Below are 24,173 nucleotides of genomic sequence, written 5' to 3'. Positions count from 1 at the left end.
GGGATGACATGAGTGACGACGGTTACGGGGCGCCCCACTGGTTCGACGACGACGCCGGACCGGTGGTGCGTCCGTACGCCATGACGCGCGGCCGCACCACCAGCGCCGCCCAGTACCGCCTCGACCTGATCGCGGTCGTCGTCACCGAACCGCACGCGGACGACGCCGGGGCGGACCAGACCCTGGCGCCCGAGCACATGGACATCGTCGAACTCTGCCGCACGGCACCCCAGTCCATCGCGGAGCTCGCCTCCGAACTGGATCTGCCCATCGGCGTCGTCCGGGTCCTGGTGGGCGACCTGGTGGCCGACGAACTGGTCCATGTGACACGCCCCGTCCCTCCGGCGCAGCTTCCCGACGAGGGTATTCTGCGCGACGTGATCGACGGTCTGCGTGCGCTCTGACACCCTGACACCACCCGTCCGCGTACGCCCTGAACAGGGGAACTCTGTGACTGGCTGGCAGTTCTGGATCGACCGTGGCGGAACGTTCACCGATGTCGTCGCGCGGCGCCCCGACGGCCGACTCCTCACCCACAAACTCCTCTCGGAGAACCCCGCCCGCTACCGCGACTCGGCGGTCGCCGGAATCCGCGCCCTGCTCGACGTCCCCCTCGACGAGGCCCGGATCGACGCCGTACGGATGGGCACGACGGTCGCCACCAACGCCCTCCTGGAACGCAAGGGCGAGCGCACCGCCCTGGTCATCACCCGCGGCTTCCGGGACGCCCTGCGCATCGCCTACCAGAACCGCCCGCAGATCTTCGCCCGTGAGATCGTCCTGCCCGAACTCCTCTACGAGCGCGTCATCGAGGCCGACGAACGGCTCGCCGCGGACGGCACCGTCCTCACGCCACCTGACCTCGACACCCTCGCCGAGCAGCTCAGACAGGTGTACGACGACGGGGTCCGCGCCCTCGCGGTCGTCGGCATGCACAGCCATCTGCACCCGGCACACGAACAGGCCATCGGCGAGCTGGCGGCCCGGATCGGTTTCCCGCAGATCTCGCTGTCCAGCGAGGTCAGCCCGCTGATGAAGCTGGTGCCGCGCGGCGACACGACCGTCGTCGACGCCTATCTCTCACCGGTGCTGCGCCGCTACGTCCAGCAGGTCGCCGACCAGCTTCAGGGCGTCCGGCTGATGTTCATGCAGTCCAACGGCGGCCTGGCCGAGGCCAGCCAGTTCCGTGGCAAGGACGCGATCCTGTCCGGGCCAGCGGGCGGCATCGTCGGCATGGCGCGGATGTCGCAGCGCGCCGGGTTCGACCAGGTCATCGGCTTCGACATGGGCGGCACCTCCACCGACGTCTCGCACTTCGCCGGGGAGTACGAACGGGTCTTCACCACCCAGATCGCCGGAGTCCGGCTGCGCGCCCCGATGCTCGACATCCACACCGTCGCGGCGGGCGGCGGCTCGGTCCTGCACTTCGACGGCAGCCGGTACCGCGTCGGTCCGGACTCGGCCGGAGCCGACCCGGGACCGGCCTGCTACCGAAGCGGCGGCCCGCTCACGGTCACCGACGCCAATGTCATGCTCGGCCGTATCCAGGCGGCCCACTTCCCCAGCGTCTTCGGCCAGGGCGGCGACCAGCCACTCGACGACGCGCTGGTACGCGACCGGTTCACCGTCCTCGCCGCCGACATCAGGGATCAGACAGGCGACGACCGCAGCCCCGAGCAGGTCGCCGAGGGCTACCTGCGGATCGCCGTCGCCAACATCGCGGCCGCGATCAAGCGGATCTCGGTCCAGAAGGGCCACGACGTCACCCGGTACGCGCTCACCACCTTCGGCGGCGCGGGCGGCCAGCACGCCTGCGCCGTGGCCGACTCCCTCGGCATCCGTACCGTGCTGGTGCCCCCCATGGCCGGGGTGCTCTCCGCACTCGGCATCGGCCTCGCCGACACGACCGCCATGCGCGAGCAGTCCATCGAGGCCTCCCTGGACCCCGCGTCGATGCCCCGCGTACGACGCACCGCCGACGCTCTCGAGGACGCGGCCCGCGCCGAACTCCTCGCCGAGGACGTCCCCGCCGACCGCATCCGGATCGCCCGCCGCGCCCAACTGCGCTACGACGGCACCGACACCACCCTCACGGTGGACCTCACCGACCCGGAGGCCATGGCCGAGGCCTTCGAGGAGCGGCACCGCGCCACCTACTCCTTCGCCCTGGACCGCCCGATCGTCGTCGAAGCCCTCTCGGTAGAGGCCACCGGACTCACCGACCCGCCCGACCTGTCGGGCCTCGCCGAGCCACGCGCGCGCAGCGGCGCGTCCCCGGAGCCCGCCACCGTACGCCTGCACACCTCCGGTGCCCCGCGCGACGTACCGCTGTACCACCGAGAGGACCTGACTCCAGGCCAGCGGGTGACCGGGCCAGCGATCATCGCCGAGGCCAACTCCACCACCGTCGTGGACGACGGCTGGCAGGCGGCCATGAACGACGACGGCCATCTGGTGATGGAGCGGGTGTCCGCGCCCCAGGGGCTGACGGCGGACACCGCCGCGGATCCCGTCCTGCTGGAGGTCTTCAACAACCTCTTCATGTCGATCGCGGAACAGATGGGCGCCCGCCTGGAGTCCACCGCCCAGTCCGTGAACATCAAGGAGCGGCTCGACTTCTCCTGCGCGCTCTTCGACCCGGATGGCAACCTCGTCGCCAACGCCCCCCACATCCCCGTACACCTGGGCTCCATGGGCACCGCCGTCAAGGAGGTCATCCGACGCCGCGGCGACGCCATGCGTCCAGGCGACGCCTACGCCGTCAACGACCCCTACCACGGCGGCACCCACCTCCCCGACGTCACGGTCATCACGCCCGTGTTCAACGCCGACGGAAGGGAGATCCTCTTCTACGTCGCCTCCCGTGGCCACCACGCCGAGATCGGCGGGATCGCGCCCGGCTCGATGCCCGCCGACAGTCAGCGCATCGAGGAGGAGGGCATCCTCTTCGACAACTGGCTGCTGGCCGAGAACGGCCGCTTCCGTGAGGCGGAGACCCTGAGCCTGCTCACCGACGCGCCGTACCCGTCCCGCAACCCGGCCACCAACCTCGCCGACTTCCGCGCGCAGATCGCCGCCAACGCCAAGGGCGTCGAAGAGGTCGGCAAGATGATCGACCACTTCGGCCTCGACGTCGTCCAGGCCTATATGCGGCACGTCCAGGACAACGCCGAGGACGCCGTACGGCGCGTCATCGACACCCTCGACGACGGCACGTACGCCTATGAGACCGACCTCGGCGCCACGATCCGCGTCCGCGTCACTGTCGACCGGGCCGAGCGCGGCGCCACCATCGACTTCACCGGCACCTCCGCCCAACTGCCCGGCAACTTCAACGCCCCCTACGCCGTGGTGAACGCCGCCGTGCTGTATGTCTTCCGCACCCTGGTCGCCGCCGACATCCCGCTGAACGACGGCTGTCTGCGGCCGCTGCGCATCATCGTCCCCGACGGCTCCATGCTGGCCCCCCGGCCGCCCGCGGCCGTCGTCGCCGGGAACGTGGAAACCTCACAGGCCCTCACCGGGACGCTCTACGCGGCCCTCGGCGTCCAGGCCGAAGGCTCCGGGACGATGAACAACGTCACCTTCGGCAACGACCACCACCAGTACTACGAGACCGTGGGCTCCGGCTCCGGAGCGGGTGACGGCTTCGCCGGAGCGCCCGTGGTCCAGACCCATATGACCAACTCCCGGCTCACCGACCCGGAAATCCTGGAGTGGCGCCTGCCGGTGCTGCTCGAGGAGTTCGCCGTACGCGAGGGAAGCGGGGGAGCGGGCCGCTGGCGCGGCGGCGACGGAGCCGTGCGCCGCCTGCGGTTCCGTGAGGCGGTGACGGTGTCCACGCTCTCCGGACACCGCAGAGTCCCGCCGTACGGCATGGCGGGCGGGGCACCCGGCGCCCTCGGCGCGAACCGGGTGGAACGCGTGGACGGCACCGTGGAGGAGCTCCAGGGCAGCGACTCGGCCCAGTTGGCACCCGGCGACGTCCTGGTGGTCGAGACACCCGGCGGTGGCGGATACGGGCACCCGGAGTGAACCGGGCCCCACGCGCCGCTAGAGTCTGCGAGGGAACTGCCGTATGTCACCGGGCAGTTCCGGACCGTCGCACAGCGGTCGCGCGGGGACAAGCCCGCGGACCCCGGTAGGAGTGGAAGTCAATGATCCTCGGGCGCTCTGCTGGACGCCGCAAGCCCCCCGTCGAGCCGGTCACGCTCAAGATCCTGGTGGCGGGCGGCTTCGGGGTCGGCAAAACCACGCTGGTCGGCGCGGTCAGCGAGATCAAACCGCTGCGCACCGAGGAGCGGCTTACCGAGGCGGGACGCCCGGTCGACGACACCCGCGGCGTCGAGGGCAAGAACACCACCACGGTCGCCATGGACTTCGGGCGGATCACCCTGCGCGAGGACCTGGTGCTCTATCTCTTCGGCACTCCTGGGCAGGACCGCTTCTGGTTCCTGTGGGACGAGCTGGCCCAGGGAGCGCTCGGCGCGGTGGTGCTCGCCGACACCCGCCGCCTGGAGGACTGCTTCGCCGCCATCGACTACTTCGAACGGCGCGGCATACCCTTCACGGTCGGCGTGAACTGCTTTGAGGGCGCCGCACGGTACCCGGTGGAGACCGTGCGCCAGGCCCTCGACCTGGACGACGAGGTCCCCGTGATCCTGACCGACGCACGCGAGCGGGAGTCGGTGAAGGAGGTCCTGATCAACGTGGTGGAACACGCCATGACCCGCGCGGCCCAGGCCCGCCAGCCCGCGACGCTCTGAAGCGCGCGACGCTCTGACGAAGGACGGCCCGTACCCCCGCCGACCGGGGTACGGGCCGCGGTGTGGCGAGGGTCAGCCCTCGCCGTCCTCATGCCAGCCGAAGCTGCGTTCGACCGCCTTGTGCCAGTTGCCGTACTCGCGCTCCCGGACCTCGTCCGGCATCCGCGGAGTCCACTCGGCGTCCCGCTGCCAGTGCGCCTTCAGCTCGTCGAGGTCGTTCCACACGCCGGTCGCCAGCCCGGCCGCGTACGCCGCGCCCAGACAGGTCGTCTCGGAGACCTTCGGCCGGACCACCGGCACGCCCAGCACATCCGCCTGATGCTGCATCAGCAGATTGTTCTTGGTCATGCCGCCGTCGACCTTCAGGGTGGTGATCCGCACACCGGAGTCCTGGTACATGGCGTCCACGACCTCACGTGTCTGCCAGCTGGTCGACTCCAGCACGGCGCGGGCCAGATGCGCCTTGGTGACGAACCCGGTCAGGCCGGTGATCACGCCACGGGCGTCGGAGCGCCAGTACGGCGCGAACAGTCCGGAGAACGCGGGCACGATGTACGCCCCGCCGTTGTCCTCGACGCTCGCCGCGAGCGGCTCGATCTCGTCCGCGCTGCGGATGATGCCCAGCTGGTCACGGAACCACTGCACCAGCGCCCCGGTGATCGCGATGGACCCCTCCAGGCAGTACACCGGCGCTTCACCGCCGATCTGGTAGCCCATCGTGGTGAGCAGCCCGCTCTTCGACACCACCGGCCGGTTACCGGTGTTGAGCAGCAGGAAGCTACCGGTGCCGTACGTGTTCTTGGCCGTCCCCGTGTCGTAGCAGGCCTGCCCGAACACGGCGGCCTGCTGGTCGCCGAGCGCCGAGGCGACCGGCACGCCCTGGAGCTGGCCGACGGCGGTGCCGTACACCTCGGCCGATGACCGGATCTCCGGCAGGATCGCCTCTGGAATGTTCATCGCCGACAGGATCGAGGAGTCCCACTGCAGCGTCTGGAGGTTCATCAGCATGGTGCGCCCGGCGTTGGTCACGTCGGTGACGTGCACCCCGCCCTGCGTACCGCCCGTGAGGTTCCAGATGAGCCAGGAGTCGATGGTGCCGAAGGCTATCTCGCCGCGCTCGGCACGAGCCCTGAGCCCGGGCACGTTGTCCAGCAGCCAGGCGGCCTTGGGCCCGGAGAAGTAGCTGGCGAGCGGGAGCCCGGTCTGCTCCCGGAAGCGGTCCTGGCCGTCCTTGCCGCCGAGTTCGGCGCAGAGCGCGGAGGTACGGGTGTCCTGCCACACGATGGCGTTGTGCACGGGCTTTCCGGTGGCGCGGTCCCACAGCACGGTGGTCTCGCGCTGGTTGGTGATGCCCAGCGCGCTGAGCTGGTCGGGCCTGAGCCCGGCCTTGGCGATGGCGCCCGCCACGACGGCCTGCACCTTGGACCAGATCTCGGTCGCGTCGTGCTCCACCCAGCCCGGCTTCGGGAAGATCTGGCGGTGCTCGCGCTGGTCGACGGCGACGATGGCACCGTCCTGGTTGAAGATGATGCAGCGGCTTGACGTAGTGCCCTGGTCGATGGCGGCGACGAACATGTCTGTCATGGCTACCTCTTCGTCAGAAGGCTGCGTTTTCGTCAGAAGGCTGCGTTGTAGATCAGTGCCCCGATCGCACCGCCGATCAGCGGTCCGGCCACGGGAACCCACGCGTAGCGCCAGTCCGATGTTCCCTTGGACGGAATCGGGAGCAGCGCGTGGGCGATCCGCGGCCCGAGGTCACGGGCCGGGTTGATGGCGTATCCGGTCGGCCCGCCGAGCGAGAGGCCGATCCCGACGACGAGCAGGGCGATCAGCAGCGTGGCGATGCCCGCGTCCCCGATGCCCGCGACGTGCCTCCTGCCGCCGACGAGCGCCAGGATGGGCAGCACCAGGCCGATGGTGGCGATGATCTCCGTAGTGAGGTTCTGGACCGGGTTGTTGATCTCGGGCCGGGTCGAGAAGATCCCCAGCGTCTCCATCCGGAGCTTGTCGTCGCGGTTGAGCGCGAACTGCCCGTAGTAGACCAGCCAGGCGAGTACGGCGCCGAGGAACGCGCCGACCAGTTGCCCGGCCACGTACACCGGCACCTCGGACCATTCGGTGGTGCCCTCGATGGCGAAGCCCAGGGTGACCGCCGGGTTGATGTGTCCGCCGGACAGCGGCGCGGCCGTGTAGGCACCGGCGAGGACGCCGAAGCCCCAGCCGAAGGCGATCACGATCCACCCGGCGTCTTTTGACTTGGATCTGTTGAGCAGCACACCAGCCACTACGCCGGCGCCGAACAGAATCAGGATCGCGGTACCGATGATCTCGCCGACGAAAATGTCTCCGTTGCTCATGGCGGCTCCTAGGCCCTCGGCCGGGGTGTCGTGCCCCGGTCCTCCGTGCGGGGTGCGTTCCCATACCTACAGCACCGAAGGCGGGGGAGAACCGCGCCCCGCCCGGCGTCCGTGACGAGCGTGCCGTGGCAGCCGTATCGCCCGTGGGGGATGACCCTTTACGCAGGCGGGGACCCTGAGCGGCGTACTTCCGCATGAAGCAAGGTGCGGCGATGCCGACTGACACCCGGAAGTGTTCACCGGCGCTGTGGGAGCGTCAAGGTCGCGGACCGAGGCGGTTGACGGACGCCCGGGGGAGAGCCTGAGTCAGCGTACGGCGATCACCGAGGAGCCGTGCCCGAACAGCCCCTGGTTCGCGGTGATGCCCACCCGCGCGCCAGGTATCTGCCGCTGCCCCGCATCGCCCCGCAACTGCCAGGTCAGCTCACAGACCTGCGCGATCGCCTGGGCCGGTACCGCCTCGCCGAAGGAGGCGAGGCCACCACTGGCGTTGACCGGGACGCGTCCGCCCGCCGAGGTCGCCCCCTCGCGCAGCAGCTTGGCGCCCTCGCCCTCGGCGCACAGCCCCAGTTCCTCGTACCACTGGAGTTCCAGCGCCGTCGACAGGTCGTATACCTCGGCGAGCGACAGGTCCTCGGGGCCGATCCCCGCCTCCTCGTAGGCGGCCCGCGCGATCGAGGCACGGAAGGTCTCGGGCGGTGGCCGCACGGCGGCGGCCGAGTCCGTCGCGATGTCCGGCAGGTCCAGTACGGTCTGGGGAAAGCGCGGCGTGACGGTGGAGACGGCCCGCACCCTGACCGGCTCCGGCACCCCGTGCCGCCGGGCGAAGTCCATGCTGGACAGCACCAGCGCGGCGGCGCCGTCCGAGGTGGCGCAGATGTCCAGCAGCCGCAGCGGGTCGGCGACGACGGCGGACGCGGCGACCTCGTCGGCGCTCACCCGCTTCTGGTAGCGGGCGTTCGGATTGAGCGCCCCCCAGGCCGAGTTTTTGACCTTCACCTGGGCGAAATCGTTCAGCGTGTCTCCGTACAGCGCCATCCGGCGGCGTGCGTAGAGCCCGAAGTACGCGGGATTGGTCGCCCCCAGCACCCGGTAGCGCAGCCAGTCCGGGTCATCGGGACGGTCGCCGCCCGCGGGCCGGAAGAAGCCCTTGGGGGCCGCGTCCGCGCCCACCACGAGGACGACGTCCGCCAGGCCCGAGAGGATCTGCGTACGGGCCGCGTTGACGGCCTGCGCCCCGGACGCGCACGCCGCGTACACGCTGGTCACCCGCGCGCCCTGCCAGCCGAGCGCCTTGGCGAAGGTCGCCCCGGCGACATAGCCGGGGTAGCCGCCGCGTACGGTGTCGGCGCCGACGACGGCCTGGACGTCCCGCCACTCCACGCCCGCGTCGGCGAGCGCGGCACGGGCCGCCAGCACCCCGTACGCGACGAAACTCCGCCCCCACTTGCCCCATGGATGCATCCCGGCACCCAGCACCGCGACGTCGTGCCGCTGCCCGCTCACGACGCCTCCTCCTCCACCACCGGCCGGAAGTGCCAGGTCATCCAGGTCGTCTCGGCGTCCTCGTTGAGCACCCCGGACGTGACCTCGACCTCCATGCCGACCGCCAGCTCCGCGGGCGTCACCCCGTGCGCCGCCTGCCCGAGCACCACCATCCGCTCGGCCGCCAGCTCCACGGCGACCAGCGTGTACGGCTCCCACGCGCGCTCGGGGTCGGAGACGTACGGCGCGGGCGGCCGGTAACGCCCGTCGGTGTACGACCAGACCCGCCCCCGCCGGGACAGCGGAACCTCGGCGAGGTCCTGGCCCCCGCAGCCGGGGTTGCGGCAGGCCGTGTCCTCTCGGGGGAAGAAGACGGACCCACAGTCCGCACACCGCGTCCCCAGCAGCCGGAAGCCGTCCCCCTCCCCGGTGAACCAACCAGCCACCACCGGCACCCGCGTACGCGACATGACCCCTCCCGGCACTCTCCGACACGGGACCGCCAAGTGAACCTGACGGACCGTCAGAAGTGTGCCACGGCTCCACCGATCTCGCGAGAGCAGGGACGCGTGAACACAGCCGCTCCCTGGTACAAGAGCAAGGTATGAGGACATCCCCCGCCAGACCGCGCGGCCTGGCCGTCGCCGCCCTTGCCGCCCTGCTCACCCTCACCGCGACCGCCGCCACCGCCGCGACCGCCGCGCCAGCACCGGCAGCCACCCCCACACCCGAACGCGAGAAGCCCGGACACGAGGCGCCGCCCCACGCGTTCGTGGCCCTGCGGTCCGTGGACAGGACCATCATCGAAGAGATGCGCTATTTCACGCCGCACAACTTCGTCGGAGAACGCATCGACGGCTATCGGCAGCCCCTGTGCATCCTGACCCGCCAGAGCGCCGAAGCGCTGCGCCGGGCGCAGCGGAAACTGCTGCGCCAGGGCTACTCACTGAAGGTGTACGACTGCTACCGGCCGCAGCGCGCGGTCAACCACTTCGTCCGCTGGGCCAAGGACCTAAACGACCAACGCATGAAGCGGGAGTTTTATCCACAAGTCGACAAGTCGCGTCTCTTCGAGGACGGATACATCGCGGAGAAGTCCGGCCACAGCCGCGGCTCGACCGTCGACCTGACACTCGTGAAGCTCCCGGCGAAACCGACCCGCCCCTATCTGCCAGGCGAACCGCTGGTCCCGTGCCACGCACCCCAGGACGAGCGCTTCCCGGACAATGCCGTCGACACCGGAACCGGCTTCGACTGCTTCGACACCCTCTCCCACACGGACGACCCACGCATCACCGCCGAACAGCGGGCCCACCGCGACCTGCTGCGCAACACCCTGGCCACGGTCGGCTTCGGCAACCTCCCGGAGGAATGGTGGCACTTCACCCACCACAACGAGCCGTTCCCCAACACCTACTTCGACTTCCCCGTCACCCGCCGCTCGCTCTAGGTCTGGTCTCGGGAAGACAGGACCTAGCCGCGAGCGCCACCCCTACGCGCCCCGAACGCGCACCGCCCCCTCGATCCGCACCGGCCCGCCCTCGTCCTCCCGCTCGACCACCACCCGCCCACGCTCCCAACGCGTGGTGTACCGCTCGATGCCGGGCCGCTCCCAGCCGTCCCCGCCCTCGCGCACCACAAGACCGCCACCCGTACGCCCCCGGGCCGGAGCCCACACCTCCAGCTCCAGCTCACCGCCACCGCCCCGGACGGGCACCACCGACCCCGCCCTGGCCAGCACCGGAATGCGGGACAGCGGGGCATCGAGCAGCACCTGCCCCGGCCCCTCGTACGCCTGCCCCGTCACCGTGTCGTACCAGCGCCCCCGAGGCAGCCGCACCGCACGCCGGTCGGCCCCGTGCTCAAGCACCGGAGCCACCAACAAAGCGTCCCCCAGCAGAAACGCGTCCCCACAGTCCCGCAGCGCCCGGTCCTCCGGCGCGAACCACCACACCGGCCGCACATAGGGGGCGCCGGTGCGCTGCGCCAGATGCGACAGCGTCACCAGATACGGGTGCAGCCGACGCCGCTCATCGAGCGCCACGCGCGCGTGCTCCACCACCTCAGGACCGAACTCCCACGGCTCCCTACGCCCCGCCCGCAGCGCCGCATGCGTACGGAACAGCGGCAGATACGCGCCCAGCTGGAACCACCGCAGATACAACTCCGGCGACGGACTGCCGTCGAAGCCGCCCACATCGGGCCCCGAATACGGCACCCCACACAGCCCAAGCCCCAGCACCAGCGACAACGACGCCCGCAGCCCCGGCCAGCCAGTCGCCACATCCCCCGACCAGGTGCCCCCGTACCGCTGCATCCCCACCCACCCGGCACGCGAGAACAGGAACGGCCGCTCATCCGGCCGCAGCGCCCGCAGCCCCTCATAGCCAGCCCGCGCCATACACAGCCCGTACACGTTGTGCGCCTCGCGATGGTCGCCGCCGCGCCCCTCCAGCGCGTGCCGCGCCGAGCGCGGCAACGACGCGTCACCGAACGCGGCGAACGACACCGGCTCGTTCATGTCGTGCCAGAACCCGGCGAAGCCCTGCTCGAGCCGCTCCGCGTACAGCCCGCCCCACCAGACACGCACCTCAGGCGACGTGAAATCCGGAAAGACGGACTCACCAGCCCACACCACGCCCCGCACCAACCGCCCCCGCGCGTCCCGTACGAACGCGTCCACCGCGCTCCCGGAGTCGTAGACCGCGTTGCCCGGCTCACACTTCACCGCCGGATCGACGATGGACACCAGCCGAACGCCGTCCTGGCCCAGCTCATCGGCCAGCTTCGGCAGCTCCGCAAACCGCTCACCGTCCACCGTGAACACCTGATGCGCGTCATAGTGGTCGATGTCCAAGTGCAGCGCGTCCAACGCGAGCCCGCGCTCCCGGTACCCCGCGACGACCCGCCGGACCTCCCGCTCGTCGCCGAAGCCCCACCGCGCGTGCTGCGCACCAAGCGCCCAGGACGGCGGCACCGCGGGCGCACCGGTCAGCGCGGTCCACGCCTGCAGCACCCGCGCGGGCGTCCCCACCACCACCCAGCACCTCAGCGGCCCGCCCTCCATCCGCAGCTCACAGCCGCCCGCCCGGTCATGGCCCGAGCCCGCCCCCTCCTCGCCCTCCCGCAGCGTCACCGTCCCGTCCCACGGATTGTCGTGGAAGACCAGGTGCGTACCGCCGTCCGCCACCACCAGCTGCACCGGCATGGTGATCGACAGCGGGTCGTCCCCTGGTCCGAAGGACCCCCCGGGATCGGTGTTCCACAGCCGGTACGTCCCATCCGGCAGCCGAGGCCCGCACGCCCGCCCGCCAAGCCCGAAGAAACGGGCGTCGGCGGCCACCTCCGTACGCTGCGACCAGCGCGCGGTACCCCCGCCCACCGGCTCCCACCACCGCGGCGGCAGATCCCGGCGCAACACCACACCGCCGGGCGTACGCACCTCGACGGCGCCATGCCGGGAGATCACGACGGTCACCCGCTCGGACACGACCCGCCAGCCACCGTCCTTGTCCGGCTCGAGCAGCGCCCGCGGATCAGGCTCAGGACACCCGCCCACCAGCGCGTACGACGGCTCAGGTCCCGCGCCGTCCCAGCCCCAGAAGACCGCCCCGCCGCCCGTGACCGACACCCGCAGCTCGGAGCGCGCGAAGCGCACCACACCGCCGCCAGGCCCCGGCTCGACACTGGTCACCGCCCCGGGAACCCGAGCGCGCTCCGCACCCCTGGACGCCAGCGCCGCCGCGTCCAGGCGCCGCCTGCGCCACGCCGACCGCACCGCCCGCAACCCCTGCCCCGGACCCACCATGCCGACCGTCTTCACCGAACGCACCAGGCCATGACCGTCCATAGGCTTCACCCTGCCACCACGCGCGCGTAGCGCGCAGTCCGTTCAGCCGCCGTTCACCCGCCAGGGCCGACGACCGGCGACCCACCCTGGTGCACGAGTCGATCACATGGCATCGTCCTGCTAGGGCCTGTCGTCAAACTCCCGCCTGCCCCGCGACGCCATGCACGCACTCTCGCCGCACCGGGCACAAGTCCACGTACATCCAGTACGAGGACTTGCACCCGGCACGCCGAGAGCACGCACCTGACGCCGCGGGGCCGCCCTCCGGGCGACGACGGGAGTTTGACGACAGGCCCTGGCCGTGTCACGCGCACACCCCGCCCGTGCGCATGCCGAACGCACACACCGCGTACAGCTTGGAGCCGCCCCGTGTCCACCGCCACACCGCAGCCGCGCCCCCTCTGGCAGCCCGACCAGGAACGCATCGACGAGGCCGCGATCACCCGCTTCCAGTCCTGGGCGGCTGAGCGGTACGGCGCGCCCGCCACCGGCGGCTACGAGGCCCTGCACCGCTGGTCCGTGGCTGAGCTCGAGACCTTCTGGCAGGCCATCGCCGACTGGTTCGACGTCCGCTTCTCCACCCCGTACGAGCGCGTCCTGGCCGACCGCTCCATGCCCGGCGCCCAGTGGTTCCCCGGAGCCACCCTCAACTACGCCGAGCACGCCCTGCGCGCCGCCGCCGACCGCCCCGACGCCCCGGCCCTGCTGTACGCGGACGAGACCCACGCCCCCCAGCCCGTCACCTGGTCCGAACTGCGCCGCCAGGTCGGCTCCCTCGCGGCCGAACTGCGCGCACTCGGCGTACGCCCCGGAGACCGCGTCAGCGGCTACGTCCCCAACATCCCGCAAGCCATCACCGCCTTCCTCGCCACCGCCGCCGTAGGCGCTGTCTGGACCTCCTGCGCCCCCGACTTCGGCGCCCGCAGCGTCCTGGACCGCTTCCAGCAGGTCGAGCCCGTCGTCCTCTTCACCGTCGACGGCTACCGCTACGGCGGCAAGGAGCACGACCGCCGCGACACCGTCGCCGAACTCCGCCGCGAACTGCCCACCCTGCGAGCCGTGGTGCACATTCCCCTCCTCGGCACCGAGGCACCGGACGGCGCCCTCGACTGGTCGGCCCTCACCTCAGCGGACACCACCCCCGTCTTCGAGGAGCTCCCTTTCGACCACCCGCTGTGGGTGCTCTACTCCTCCGGTACGACCGGCCTGCCCAAGGCGATCGTCCAGTCCCAGGGCGGCATCCTCCTGGAGCACTTCAAGCAGATTGGCCTGCACTGCGACCTCGGCCCCGACGACCGGTTCTTCTGGTACACCTCCACCGGCTGGATGATGTGGAACTTCCTCGTCTCCGGCCTGCTCACCGGCACCACGGTGATCCTGTACGACGGCAGCCCGGGCCATCCGGACACCGGCGCCCAGTGGCGCATCGCCGAACTCACCGGCGCCACCCTCTTCGGCACCTCAGCGGCGTACGTCATGGCCTGCCGTAAGGCGGAGATCCACCCGGCCCGCGACTACGACCTCTCCCGCGTCCAATGCGTCGCCACCACCGGCTCCCCCCTCCCGCCCGACGGCTTCCGCTGGCTCCACGACGAGTTCGCCGACGCCGCCCACGACCTGTGGATCGCCTCCGTCAGCGGCGGCACCGACGTCTGCTCCTGCTTCGCGGGAGCCGTCCCCACCCTCCCGGTCCACATCGGCGAACTCCAGGCGCCCTGCCTCGGCACAGACCTCCAGGCCTGGGACCCCCAGGGCAAGCCGCTCGTGGACGAGGTCGGCGAGCTCGTCGTCACCAACCCCATGCCGTCCATGCCCATCCACTTCTGGAACGACCCCGACGGCACCCGCTACCACGACAGCTACTTCGACACCTACCCCGGCGTCTGGCGGCACGGCGACTGGATCACCCTCACCTCCCGCGGCTCCGTCGTCATCCACGGCCGCTCCGACTCCACCCTCAACCGCCAGGGCGTCCGCATGGGCTCCGCCGACATCTACGAAGCCGTCGAACGCCTCCCCGAAATCCGCGAATCCCTCGTCATCGGCGTCGAAGAGCCCGAGGGCGGCTACTGGATGCCCCTCTTCGTCCACCTCGCACCCGGCGCCGAACTCGATGACGCACTCCGCACACGCATCAAACAGACCATCCGTGGCCAACTCTCCCCACGCCACGTCCCCGACGAGATCATCGAAGTCCCCGGCGTCCCCCACACCCTCACCGGCAAGCGCATCGAGGTCCCGGTCAAGCGCCTGCTCCAGGGAACCCCGCTGGAGAAGGCCGTGAACCCCGGCTCGGTCAACAACCTCGAACTGCTGCGCTTCTACGCGAACCTCGCCCGCGACCGCGGCTGACCCGCGCGACCCCTGACTGTCAGTGCCCACGGTTACGGTGAGTGAGCACTGATCGACAGCGCTCAGGGGGAACCATGGCACGCACCAAGCAGAACACCACCCAGCACCACCCCAAGCACCCCAAGCACCCCACCATGCGACGCACCCTGCGCCGCGAAGTCGCCGGGACCTTCGGCCTACTGGCCGACGAGGCGGACTTCGCGGCCATGCGCCGCTACCGCACCTTCACCTTCGACGACCACACCACCTACCTACGTGAGGCCGAGCAGCTCCTCAAATCCCTCGCCTCACAGGGCCGCCACACCACCGTCGCGCTCTTCGACCCAGTGGAGTACGACGCGTTCTGCGCGGAAAGCGGCATCGACCCCGACACCTCCGCCGCCCGAAGCCGCTACACCGCCCGCCTCGCCGCCGACGGCGCCACCCTCCCGTACGACGGCAGACCGCTCAGCGACCTGGTCCCCGACCTCATCGCCGAAGCCCTCCGCCAGTCCACCCGCGCGTACGCCGAGTCACTGCTCGCCGACATCGGCGCCTGCGCCGACTGCGGCGAGGACATCGGACAGGCCGCCTACGCACGAGCCGTGCACCTGCTGACCCGGGTGCTCCACAGGGTGGCCGGTGGCCGCCACCACCTCGTCTGCAGCGTCTCGCCCGACAGCGAGCCACTCCTGGCGGTACTGCGCGCACAGACCACGGACTCCGGCACGGTCCTGGTCGACGAGGCAGCGGCCACGGACTTCACCATGCTCCTCGCGGCCGGCATCGCCACCAGCAGCCACGGCGGCATCGTCCTGCGCACCAGCAACCCCGGAGAGGCCGACCAGGTCTGCGGCTGGCGCCTCAGGAACCAACGCCTCCTCCCGCTCACCGCCGCCGAGGTCTTCGACGCCTACTGCACCGACAGCCACACCGGAGAACCCGTCCCACCCGAATCCGGAGTCGACTACGCCGCCCCACCCGACCTGGGCCCCGACGAGGAGCCCCATCCACACTGAACCACCGCGCACACCGCGCACACCGCGCACAGAGGTGCTCCGTGATCTCGCTGGGAGCGCGACCTTCTCCCCAGCGTTCGAGGAGCCTGGCAGGCTCCTCGAACGCTGCCCGGTTCACTGGCCCGCGTTGGCGGCCAGTCCGGGTGCGAGACGTGCACACCGAGCGGCGTACTCCTGGAGGTGATGGGCCTCGAACTGCTGCGCGTCCCAGTCTCCTTCGCGGACGGACACCGCAGTCTGGCCAGACAGAGGCGAGGCCGCGTCCGCCGACTAGCTTCCTTCGGCGGTCTCCGGCTGCTCCAGCTTCTCCAGGAGGGGCGAGGTGTCCAGGAGGAGGATGCCGTAGAGCAGGAGGGCGATGCCGCCGACGGTCAGGGAAGTCGGCAGCCAGCCCGTGTGGATGGTTTCGCCGAAGACGGCGACACCGACCGTGACCGCGACCGCCGGTTCCGTGGCGTCGATGACCGGCATGCCGGCGGCCAGCGGTCCGGCCTGGAAGGCGCTCTGGATGAGGACGAGGCCGCCGATGCTCGCGCCCACGAGCAGGTACGTCTGCCAGGAGACGAGCACGGCGACGGCCCCCTCGGACATCCGGTCCACGGTCGCGGCGAGTAGCACCGACTGCGTACCCATGACAAGTCCGGCGGCGAGGCCGAGCAGCGACGCCCTGGGCGGGCCGCTCGCACGGCGGCTGCCTGCCAGCGTCACGGCGACGAGCGCGCCGACGGCGCTCAGGAGGAGCAGCCAGTGGCCGAGGGCGACATCCGGGTCGCCGCCGCGCGGGCGGGCGGAGCCGAGCGCGGTCGCCAGCCCCGCGGTCACCGCGAGAGTGCCCAGCCACTCCCGGGCCCGCAGGGACCGGTGGCGTAACCACGCGGACAGCGGGATGGCGAAGAGCAGCTCACTGATGATCAGCGGTTGTACGAGGCTGAGCGGGCCGAACGCGAGGGCGACGGACTGAAAACCGTAGGCCACGACGGCGAGAGCGATCCCGGTCAGCCACATCGGCTCCCGCGCGAGCCGCCGGACGAGCCGGAAGGAGAGCGCGTCCCCGTCGGGCCGCCGGACGGCGGCCCGCTGCTGGAGTACGCCGGCGACGCCGAAGCACACACCGGCCGCCAGCGCGGCGAGAACGGTGACGAGCACTCCGTCAGCCCCCGGCCCCGGACCAGGCCCGGGCCTGGTCCGCGGCCACGCTCCGCCACACGGGCAGAAGATCGTCCGTCAGCACCTGGCCCCACCCGCGGTGCCGGGCGAGGGAGGTCGCCAGCGCGCGTCGCCCCATGGCGGCGCGCGCCGCCGGGGCGTCGACGAGGCCGGCGAGTGCCGTGGCCCACGCCCCCGGGGTATCGCCGTCGACGAGCAGACCGTCCTCGCCCGGAGAGGAGAGCCACTGGTTGGTGCGCGTGCCGTTCGGCAGGACCACCGGAACTCCGCACGCCATGGCCTCGCCGACGACGTTGCCGATGGTCTCCGTCAGGGACGGGAAGGCGAAGATGTCACACCCGGCGCACACGCGCGCCAGCTGTTCCTGGGGCAGCGCGCCCAGCAACGTCACGTCGGGGCCGAGAAGCGCGGAGACCGCCGCCGCGTCCGGGCCGGTCCCGGCGACGACCAGGTGGACGGGACTTCCCTCGTCCCGCAGTCGCCGGACGGCCTCGGCGAGGAGCAGGACCCGCTTGGAGGCGTCGACCCGCCCGGCGAACAGAACGGTGGTGCGGTGCCGGGGGACGCCGTGTCCGGAGAGTTCGGCTCTCGCCGAGGCGTCGGGCCGGAACCGGTGCCGGTCGATGCCCCTGCCCAGGTGGCGGAGCCGCTCGGGTCCGACGACCGCGGCCAGCTCCCGCTGCTGCGACGGTGTGGCGACCATGATCCGGTCGCAGGCGTTCAGGATGCGGTCGCGGCGACGGCGTACGAGTGCCGCGCAGCGGGCGGCGGCGTCGAACGAGTCCAGGACGGGGACGCGGCGGAGCCGCCGGTCCACCACGGCCCGGACGAAGGCTTCGGTGACCGCCGGGACGTCGGTGTGGATCGAGCCCACCATCCCCGCGGACCCCGCGGAGCGCTCGCGGGCGCCGCGCCGCTGCCGTCGGCTGAGGCGGACCGCGGTCGACGCGAAGGCCAGGGTGTGCGTCACGTGCCACACCTCGTGGCGGGGCAGCAGCCGTGCGAGTTCCGCGTGGTGGGGAGCGATGTCGGAGACGTCCACACCCCCCTTGCGGCTGATCGACGCCGTGCTGATCACGGGGCGGAGCGAGACGAACCGCACGTGGGGCGAGAGGGATTCGACGCGGTGGCGGTCGCCGAGGACGTACAAGGTCAAGTCGACACCCAGTTCGGCGGGGCTCACCTCGGCGGCCGCCTCGGCGAAACGCTCCCAGCATTTGACCTGGCCGCCGGACGACGGTGACCTGACCAGTTCGATGAGCACCGCCACGGACAGCGGTCCGCCGGATGGCTTTCCCTTCGCCGTCACAGATCCCTCCTCGCGCACAGTCCGTGTCGGCTCTCCCCTCCCTTCACGTTCTCCGGTACTGCCGCCGACACACGCCGCCGTACGGGTGCGTCGTGATGGCGAGGGGAACGCCGAGCGGGTAAGGCTGACACCCGGAACAGGACTCGCTGTACACCTAGTGAGCGTACGTACACGTCATGAAGCGCGCGAACAGGGAGATGCCGGACAGCGCATGAACGTTTTCACGAATGCGAAAAGCCACGCACGGGAGCGCCCGGTCCAGGGACTCTCGCCGAGCGTGCCGTGCCCGAGCGTTCTCATCACGGGTGGGTCGTCGGGAGTCGGAGCGGCGGTAGCCGCCCGCTTCGCCGCCGAGGGGGCCTGGGATGTACTGCTGAGCGGCCGGGACCGGGGCCGCCTGGGCCGCGTGGCGGACGCGTGCGGCGCCGTGGCGCTGCCGGAGGATCTCCGCGACCGGACCAGCCATCAGCGGCTGGTCAGCACCGCCCTCACCCATGTGCGGCACCTGGACGTCCTGGTGGCCTCCGCGGGCGTCGGCTGGGCCGGCCCGTTCGACCACATGCCGGCCGACAAGATCGACGAGATCCTGGCCGTGGACCTCGCGGCGGTGGTCCACCTGACGCGTCTCGTCCTTCCGCACATGCTGCGCCGGGACCGCGGCCACCTGGCGTTCATCGGGTCCATCGCCGGTTCCGTGGGCGTACGGGACGAGGCGGTGTACGCGGCCTCAAAAGCGGCGCTGGAGACCTTCGCCACCAGCCTGCGGTACGAGCTGCGGGGGACGCGGGTCGGGATTTCCATGATCATCCCCGGGGCTGTCGACACTCCGTTCTTCACCCGGAGGGGCCGGCCGTACCACCGCTCCCGCCCTCACCCCGTTTCTCCTGTCCGCGTCGCCGAGGCCGTGCACGACGCGGTGGTCCACCGGCGCGCCGAGGTCTACCTGCCGGCCTGGCTGCGGCTGCCGGCCCGGTTCCAGGGGGTCGCACCCGGTCTCTTCCACCGCTTGGCCACTCGCCTGGGCTGAAGCGCGGCGAACCGCTCCGCCACGGCGGAGCCTGCGCCATCGGGGCGATTCGCGCGTCGGCGGCGTGTCGGCGCCTCGCCCCATCCACGCGGTGCCGCACGGTTAACGGGTGCGTGACGGCTCCTTCGATGTCCGGCGGTCATGGCGCGTACGCCCCGCGGTCTCGTCGTCTCCCCTGGCGCGGCAGTGGTGGCCGACTGTCCTCGTTCGTCCCGGGGGTCGAGGAGAAGTCAGGCTGTCGCCCTCCCTGGTCCCACTCGCGGGCCGGCCCACGTCACCCTCGCCGCTCTGGAGGTCCGCCGATGCGTCTGCTCCTGATCCATCCGAGTGCTCTGATGTACTCGGAGATCTTTCTCCGTCTGGAACCCCTGGGACTGGAGCGCGTGGCCGGCGCCGCACGCGATGCGGGACACCAGGTGCGTGTGATCGACCTCCAGACGGAGTCGCACACGGCGCTCGACCGGGAACTGGAGACGTTCCGGCCGGAGGCGATCGGTGTGTCGCTGAACTACCTGGCCAACATTCCCGAGGCGATCGAGATCGCCCAGCTCGCCAAGCGGAGGCTGCCCGGCGTCTTCGTCTTCTTCGGCGGCCACAGCGTCTCCTTCGTCGCCGACGACGTGCTGCGGCAGGCCGACGGCGCGGTCGACGCGGTCGCGCGCGGTGAGGGCGAATCCGTCGTCGCCCCCCTGCTGACGGCGTCGCGGGACGGCGGCGTCTCCTCCGTACCGGGCGTGGTGAGCGTCGACGGCCGGGGCCCCGCCCCCCAGATGCTGCACAGCATCGACTCCCCACGGCCCGCCAGGGATCTGCTCCGCCACAGACGCCGCTACTTCATCGGTGAACTCGACCCCTGCGCCTCCATCGAGTTCACCCGGGGCTGCCCGTGGGACTGCTCCTTCTGCTCCGCGTGGACCTTCTACGGGCGCAGCTACCGCAAGGCGTCCCCGGAGGCCGCGGCGGAGGAAATGGCGAGCATCCGTGAGCGCAACGTGTTCATCGTCGATGACGTGGCGTTCATCCGGCCCGAACACGGGGACGCCATCGCCGCTGAACTGGAGCGTCGGCGGATCCGCAAGAGGTACTACCTGGAGACCCGCGCGGATGTGCTGCTGCGCAACACCGAGATCTTCGAACGCTGGGGGAGACTGGGTCTGAAGTACATGTTCCTCGGCATGGAGGCGATCGACGCCGAGGGCCTTGACCTCTATCGCAAGCGCATCAGTCCGGACGAGAACTTCCGGGCCCTCGAAGTCGCCCGGAAGCTGGGCATCACCGTGGCCATCAACCTGATCGTCGACCCGGCGTGGGACAAGGAGCGGTTCCGCATCGTGCGGGAGTTCGCCCTGGCCGTTCCGGAGATCGTGCATCTGACGGTCATGACGCCCTACCCGGGCACGGAGATCTGGCACACCGAGGCCCGCAAGCTCACCACCCGCGACTACCGGCTCTTCGACATCCAGCATGCCGTGGTGCCCACCACGCTGCCCCTGGAGGAGTTCTACGCGGAGTTGGTCCGTACCCAGTCGGTGATCAACCGCAAACACCTCGGTCTGCGGACCGCGGTCGGCGCCGCGCGGATCCTCGCGGCAAACCTCGCGCGGGGCCAGACGAATTTCGCCCGCATGCTGTGGCGCTTCAACAGCGTCTACAACCCCCAGCGGCAGATGGCCGACCACGCCAGGCCCGTACGGTACGAGCTGCCGCTCCCCCGGCACCTCGCGGTCGAGGACCGCCGGGAGCTGTACGTCCACACCAGGCCCGCCACACACACCGGCCGGAACCCGGCGGCCCCGGCCGGGGAACCCACCGAGTAATCGCCTGCTACCGCGGCAACTCGGGGCAGCGGATGCACGACGTGGGCGGCAAGCGGCCCCAACGCGCGCCTGGGACGCCACCAGTGAGCGCGGCGGAACTCCGGCGGCGGGTCCGAGGCGTCGAAGCGCTCCAGGCCAAAACGCGACAGAGAGCCGTGGCGACCCTGCTGTCACCTCGCGATGCCGCGACAAAGGCGGGCCCCCAAAAAGGGGCGCCCCACCACACAGGTGGGACGCCCCTCGGAACCGGTCAGCGCCTGATCACTCGCCAGACAACACAGCCTGCGCCGCCGCGCGAGCCTCGTCCGCGCTGTCAGCGGCACGCGCCGCGGCAGCGGCACGCTCACACTGCGCGAGAGTGTGCTTGGCCAGCGTCGCCCGGACGTACGGAATCGACGCGGCCCCCATCGACAGCGAGGTGACCCCAAGCCCCGTCAGCACACACGCCAGCAGCGGGTCCGACGCCGCCTCACCGCACACGCCACAGCTCTTGCCCTCAGCCCTGGCGGCATCGGCCGAAGCCGCCACCAGGTCGAGCAGCGCGGGCTGCCACGGGTCCTGCAGCCGCGACACCGCACCGACCTGCCGGTCAGCCGCGAAGGTGTACTGCGCCAGGTCGTTGGTGCCCAGCGACAGGAACTCGACCTCCTGCAGAATCGAGCGAGCCCGCAGCGCGGCGGACGGAATCTCCACCATCGCACCGAACTTCGCCTGCAGCCCGGCCGCACGGCACGCGTCAGCGAACGCCTTGGCGTCAATCCGGTCGGCCACCATCGGCGCCATGACCTCGAGATACACCGGCAGCCCCTCGGCGGCCTTGGCCAGCGCGGTCAGCTGCGTCCGCAGCACCTCCGGGTGCTCAAGCAGCGAGCGCAGCCCCCGCACACCCAGCGCCGGGTTCGGCTCATCGGCCGGAGTCAGGAAGTCCAGCGGCTTGTCCGCACCCGCGTCCAGGGCACGCACCACGACCCGGCCCTCGGGAAAGGCCTCCAGCACCTTGCGGTACGCCTCGACCTGCTTCTCCTCGGACGGAGCCTTCGTGCTGTCGTCCAGGAACAGGAACTCGGTACGGAACAGGCCAACGCCCTCCGCACCCGCCTCCACCGCCGCGGGCACATCGGCGGGACCGCCGACATTGGCCAGCAGCGGCACCTTGTGACCGTCGGACGTGGCACCCGGCCCACTCGACGACGCGAGCGCGGCCTTGCGCTCCTCAGCGGCCCGAGTCAGCTCGGCCCGCTTCTCCGGGCTCGGGTTCACGAAGATGTCCCCGGTGCTCCCGTCCACGGCGATCACCGCGCCCTCGGCCAGCTCGCCCGCGCCCGGCAGCGCCACCACCGCGGGCACTCCGAGCGCCCGCGCGAGAATCGCGGAGTGACTGGTCGGCCCGCCCTCCTCGGTGACGAACCCGAGCACCAGCGTTGGGTCGAGCAGCGCGGTGTCGGCCGGAGCAAGGTCCCGCGCGATCAGCACATACGGCTCGTCGCTGTCCGGCACACCCGGCATCGGCACACCCAGCAGCCGGGCCACGATCCGGTTCCGCACGTCATCCAGGTCGGCCACCCGCCCGGCCATGTACTCACCGGCACCGGCGAGCAGTTCCCGGTAGTGCGAGAACGCGTCATACACCGCACGCTCCGCCGTGCTGCCGACGGTGATCCGACGGTCGACGTCGGCCATGAGCTCGGGGTCCTGGGCGATCATCGCCTGAGCCTCGAGCACATGCTGCGCCTCGCCACCAGCCAGATTGCCGCGCGCGATGAGGTCGGCCGCCACAGCCTCGACCGCCTGCCGAGCGCGCCCCTGTTCGCGCTCAGCCTCCTCCGCGGGAATCTGCTTGGCCGGCGGCTCGAGAACCGCGGTTCCCATGTGCCGAACCTCGCCGATCGCCACACCGTGGCTCACACCGACGCCTCGCAGCGTTGTCTCCATTTCACCGTCTCCGATAGATGCGACGGACCCAACCGTCGCGATGGATGTCGTACCTGCCGCCACCGCGTTCCGCGGCGCGGGCGTCAGCTCCAGCTGAAGAGCTCGTCTCCAGCCTTCACATCGCTGTCCTCTACGACGTTGGAGAGGGATTCAGCCGTGGCCTCGAGCGCCACGACCGGGCATACCGGCGACTTCCCGGCCGCTTCGACAGCGGCGGGGTCCCAGCGCACCACGGCCTGGCCGCGCTGCACGGTGTCACCCTTGTTGACGAGCAGCTCGAAGCCCTCGCCGTTGAGCTGGACGGTGTCGATGCCGAGGTGCGTGAGCACCCCGTGACCCGCGGCGTCGACGACGACGAACGCGTGGGGATGCAGCGAGACAACGACGCCGTCAACGGGGGCGACGGCCTCCGAAGCCTCGCGCGCGGGATCAATCGCCATACCGGGGCCGACCATCGCACCGGCGAACACCGGGTCGGGTACCTCAGCGAGCCCGATGGCGCGTCCACGAAGGGGTGACGTCACAGTTGTCATAGGGGAGCCTCCCAGGGGGTGGAGAGTCATACACGCCGTCACTACCTGTCCTGGACGGCGCACTGTTCAGAAGGGTAAGTCATGGGAAGTCCCGGTTCCCCATGACTGCTCCCCGTTGACAGACGTACCAACGCACCGGAAGCGATTTGCGTCGCCCGTGGAGGGCGCTGTACTGTCGTACTCCTGCTTGACGCCGCACCGCGCAAACAAGCGCGAGGCTCCGGCAGCACCTATCTGCTCGATCCTATCCCTGGATTCGGCTTCTGCATGCTCGCAGACACCGTGGTCAGGAAGCGGAAAAAGTCCTGGTAGAGTTTGGAACACCGAAGGGAAGCGCCCGGAGGAAAGCCCAGGGAAACCGGGGTGAGTACAAAGGAAGCGTCCGTTCCTTGAGAACTCAACAGCGTGCCAAAAGTCAACGCCAGATATGTTGATACCCCGTTACCAGCCATCACGGCTGGGACGAGGTTCCTTTGAAAAAGTCCTACCGGCCAGTGGCGGGTAGGCAACACAGCGAGGACGCTGTGAACGGTTGGACCTATTCCGTCTGACCGTTCCGCTCTCGTGGTGTCACCCGATT

General features: G+C 70.8%; 17 protein-coding genes. 8 read left to right on the top strand and 9 right to left on the bottom strand.

Annotated features, from left to right (window positions below; translation table 11 throughout):
• Window positions 1-8: 8 nt before the first annotated feature.
• From GCN81_RS00655 to GCN81_RS00645, 3 genes are all read left to right on the top strand, one after another.
• Window positions 9-404 carry a DUF742 domain-containing protein gene (locus tag GCN81_RS00655; protein WP_156721410.1) on the top strand — a complete coding sequence of 132 codons (396 nt, stop codon included), beginning with the start codon at window positions 9-11 and terminating at the stop codon, window positions 402-404.
• Window positions 405-450: 46 nt separating this feature from the next.
• The gene (locus GCN81_RS00650) at window positions 451-4,035 is read left to right on the top strand and encodes a hydantoinase B/oxoprolinase family protein (protein WP_156721409.1); all 3,585 of its coding nucleotides are present in this window, start codon (window positions 451-453) and stop codon (window positions 4,033-4,035) included.
• Window positions 4,036-4,157: 122 nt separating this feature from the next.
• Complete coding sequence (locus GCN81_RS00645) at window positions 4,158-4,766, top strand: GTP-binding protein (RefSeq protein ID WP_156721408.1); 609 nt, start codon at window positions 4,158-4,160, stop codon at window positions 4,764-4,766.
• A gap of 72 nt (window positions 4,767-4,838) precedes the next feature.
• Here the strand turns inward: GCN81_RS00645 and glpK are convergent, their stop codons facing one another.
• From glpK to GCN81_RS00625, 4 genes are all read right to left on the bottom strand, one after another.
• A complete protein-coding gene (gene glpK, locus GCN81_RS00640; protein WP_156721407.1) occupies window positions 4,839-6,350 on the bottom strand; it encodes a glycerol kinase GlpK in 1,512 nt (503 codons plus the stop codon).
• A 32-nt stretch (window positions 6,351-6,382) separates the two neighbouring features.
• Complete coding sequence (locus tag GCN81_RS00635) at window positions 6,383-7,123, bottom strand: MIP/aquaporin family protein (RefSeq protein WP_156721406.1); 741 nt, start codon at window positions 7,121-7,123, stop codon at window positions 6,383-6,385.
• Between the two features lie 306 nt (window positions 7,124-7,429).
• On the bottom strand, window positions 7,430-8,629 hold the full coding sequence (locus GCN81_RS00630) for a lipid-transfer protein (protein WP_156721405.1): 1,200 nt from the start codon (window positions 8,627-8,629) through the stop codon (window positions 7,430-7,432).
• Window positions 8,626-9,078, bottom strand: coding sequence for a Zn-ribbon domain-containing OB-fold protein (locus tag GCN81_RS00625; protein ID WP_197287429.1), 453 nt, complete (start codon window positions 9,076-9,078; stop codon window positions 8,626-8,628). The genes GCN81_RS00630 and GCN81_RS00625 overlap by 4 nt, the downstream gene beginning before the upstream one ends.
• Window positions 9,079-9,212: 134 nt before the next feature.
• On the opposite strand from GCN81_RS00625, the gene GCN81_RS00620 reads away from it, so the two are divergent.
• Window positions 9,213-10,058 carry a M15 family metallopeptidase gene (locus tag GCN81_RS00620; protein ID WP_197287428.1) on the top strand — a complete coding sequence of 282 codons (846 nt, stop codon included), beginning with the start codon at window positions 9,213-9,215 and terminating at the stop codon, window positions 10,056-10,058.
• Between the two features lie 42 nt (window positions 10,059-10,100).
• Here the strand turns inward: GCN81_RS00620 and GCN81_RS00615 are convergent, their stop codons facing one another.
• Entirely contained in the window at window positions 10,101-12,458 is a 2,358-nt protein-coding gene (locus GCN81_RS00615; protein ID WP_156721404.1) for a glycoside hydrolase family 31 protein, read from the bottom strand.
• A gap of 369 nt (window positions 12,459-12,827) precedes the next feature.
• Between GCN81_RS00615 and GCN81_RS00610 the strand changes: the two genes are divergently transcribed.
• Window positions 12,828-14,810, top strand: coding sequence for an acetoacetate--CoA ligase (locus GCN81_RS00610; RefSeq protein WP_156721403.1), 1,983 nt, complete (start codon window positions 12,828-12,830; stop codon window positions 14,808-14,810).
• Between the two features lie 74 nt (window positions 14,811-14,884).
• Window positions 14,885-15,808 carry a hypothetical protein gene (locus GCN81_RS00605; protein ID WP_156721402.1) on the top strand — a complete coding sequence of 308 codons (924 nt, stop codon included), beginning with the start codon at window positions 14,885-14,887 and terminating at the stop codon, window positions 15,806-15,808.
• A gap of 270 nt (window positions 15,809-16,078) precedes the next feature.
• Here GCN81_RS00605 and GCN81_RS00600 read toward each other — a convergent pair whose 3' ends face one another.
• Both GCN81_RS00600 and GCN81_RS00595 read right to left on the bottom strand, forming a co-directional pair.
• A complete protein-coding gene (locus tag GCN81_RS00600) occupies window positions 16,079-16,954 on the bottom strand; it encodes a DMT family transporter (RefSeq protein ID WP_156721401.1) in 876 nt (291 codons plus the stop codon).
• A 4-nt stretch (window positions 16,955-16,958) separates the two neighbouring features.
• A complete protein-coding gene (locus GCN81_RS00595) occupies window positions 16,959-18,284 on the bottom strand; it encodes a glycosyltransferase (RefSeq protein ID WP_231626286.1) in 1,326 nt (441 codons plus the stop codon).
• 211 nt (window positions 18,285-18,495) lie between these two features.
• Here GCN81_RS00595 and GCN81_RS00590 point away from each other — a divergent pair, with 211 nt between their 5' ends.
• Both GCN81_RS00590 and hpnR read left to right on the top strand, forming a co-directional pair.
• Window positions 18,496-19,311, top strand: a complete 816-nt coding sequence (locus tag GCN81_RS00590; RefSeq protein ID WP_156721399.1) for an SDR family NAD(P)-dependent oxidoreductase — start codon at window positions 18,496-18,498, stop codon at window positions 19,309-19,311.
• Between the two features lie 302 nt (window positions 19,312-19,613).
• Window positions 19,614-21,128, top strand: a complete 1,515-nt coding sequence (gene hpnR / locus GCN81_RS00585; RefSeq protein ID WP_156721398.1) for a hopanoid C-3 methylase HpnR — start codon at window positions 19,614-19,616, stop codon at window positions 21,126-21,128.
• Between the two features lie 261 nt (window positions 21,129-21,389).
• On the opposite strand, the gene ptsP is transcribed toward hpnR, so the two are convergent.
• Together ptsP and GCN81_RS00575 are read right to left on the bottom strand one after the other, a co-directional pair.
• Window positions 21,390-23,060 carry a phosphoenolpyruvate--protein phosphotransferase gene (gene ptsP / locus GCN81_RS00580; RefSeq protein WP_156721397.1) on the bottom strand — a complete coding sequence of 557 codons (1,671 nt, stop codon included), beginning with the start codon at window positions 23,058-23,060 and terminating at the stop codon, window positions 21,390-21,392.
• 83 nt (window positions 23,061-23,143) lie between these two features.
• A complete protein-coding gene (locus tag GCN81_RS00575) occupies window positions 23,144-23,593 on the bottom strand; it encodes a PTS sugar transporter subunit IIA (RefSeq protein ID WP_156721396.1) in 450 nt (149 codons plus the stop codon).
• Window positions 23,594-24,173 lie beyond the last annotated feature (580 nt).

This window comes from Streptomyces apocyni (assembly GCF_009739465.1).
Classification (GTDB): Bacteria; Actinomycetota; Actinomycetes; order Streptomycetales; family Streptomycetaceae; genus Streptomyces; species Streptomyces apocyni.
Note: the sequence above shows the minus strand (reverse complement) of the source record. Positions and strands in the feature narration are given on the sequence as shown.

Excerpts from the sequence above, each read along its gene's own strand:
- GCN81_RS00655 (WP_156721410.1), top strand. The coding sequence starts at position 9 with ATGAGTGACGACGGTTACGGGGCGCCCCACTGGTTCGACGACGACGCC.
- GCN81_RS00645 (WP_156721408.1), top strand. The coding sequence starts at position 4,158 with ATGATCCTCGGGCGCTCTGCTGGACGCCGCAAGCCCCCCGTCGAGCCG.
- glpK (WP_156721407.1), bottom strand. The coding sequence starts at position 6,350 with ATGACAGACATGTTCGTCGCCGCCATCGACCAGGGCACTACGTCAAGC.
- GCN81_RS00635 (WP_156721406.1), bottom strand. The coding sequence starts at position 7,123 with ATGAGCAACGGAGACATTTTCGTCGGCGAGATCATCGGTACCGCGATC.
- GCN81_RS00625 (WP_197287429.1), bottom strand. The coding sequence starts at position 9,078 with ATGTCGCGTACGCGGGTGCCGGTGGTGGCTGGTTGGTTCACCGGGGAG.
- GCN81_RS00620 (WP_197287428.1), top strand. The coding sequence starts at position 9,213 with ATGAGGACATCCCCCGCCAGACCGCGCGGCCTGGCCGTCGCCGCCCTT.
- GCN81_RS00615 (WP_156721404.1), bottom strand. The coding sequence starts at position 12,458 with ATGGACGGTCATGGCCTGGTGCGTTCGGTGAAGACGGTCGGCATGGTG.
- GCN81_RS00605 (WP_156721402.1), top strand. The coding sequence starts at position 14,885 with ATGGCACGCACCAAGCAGAACACCACCCAGCACCACCCCAAGCACCCC.
- GCN81_RS00590 (WP_156721399.1), top strand. The coding sequence starts at position 18,496 with ATGAACGTTTTCACGAATGCGAAAAGCCACGCACGGGAGCGCCCGGTC.
- hpnR (WP_156721398.1), top strand. The coding sequence starts at position 19,614 with ATGCGTCTGCTCCTGATCCATCCGAGTGCTCTGATGTACTCGGAGATC.
- ptsP (WP_156721397.1), bottom strand. The coding sequence starts at position 23,060 with ATGGAGACAACGCTGCGAGGCGTCGGTGTGAGCCACGGTGTGGCGATC.
- GCN81_RS00575 (WP_156721396.1), bottom strand. The coding sequence starts at position 23,593 with ATGACAACTGTGACGTCACCCCTTCGTGGACGCGCCATCGGGCTCGCT.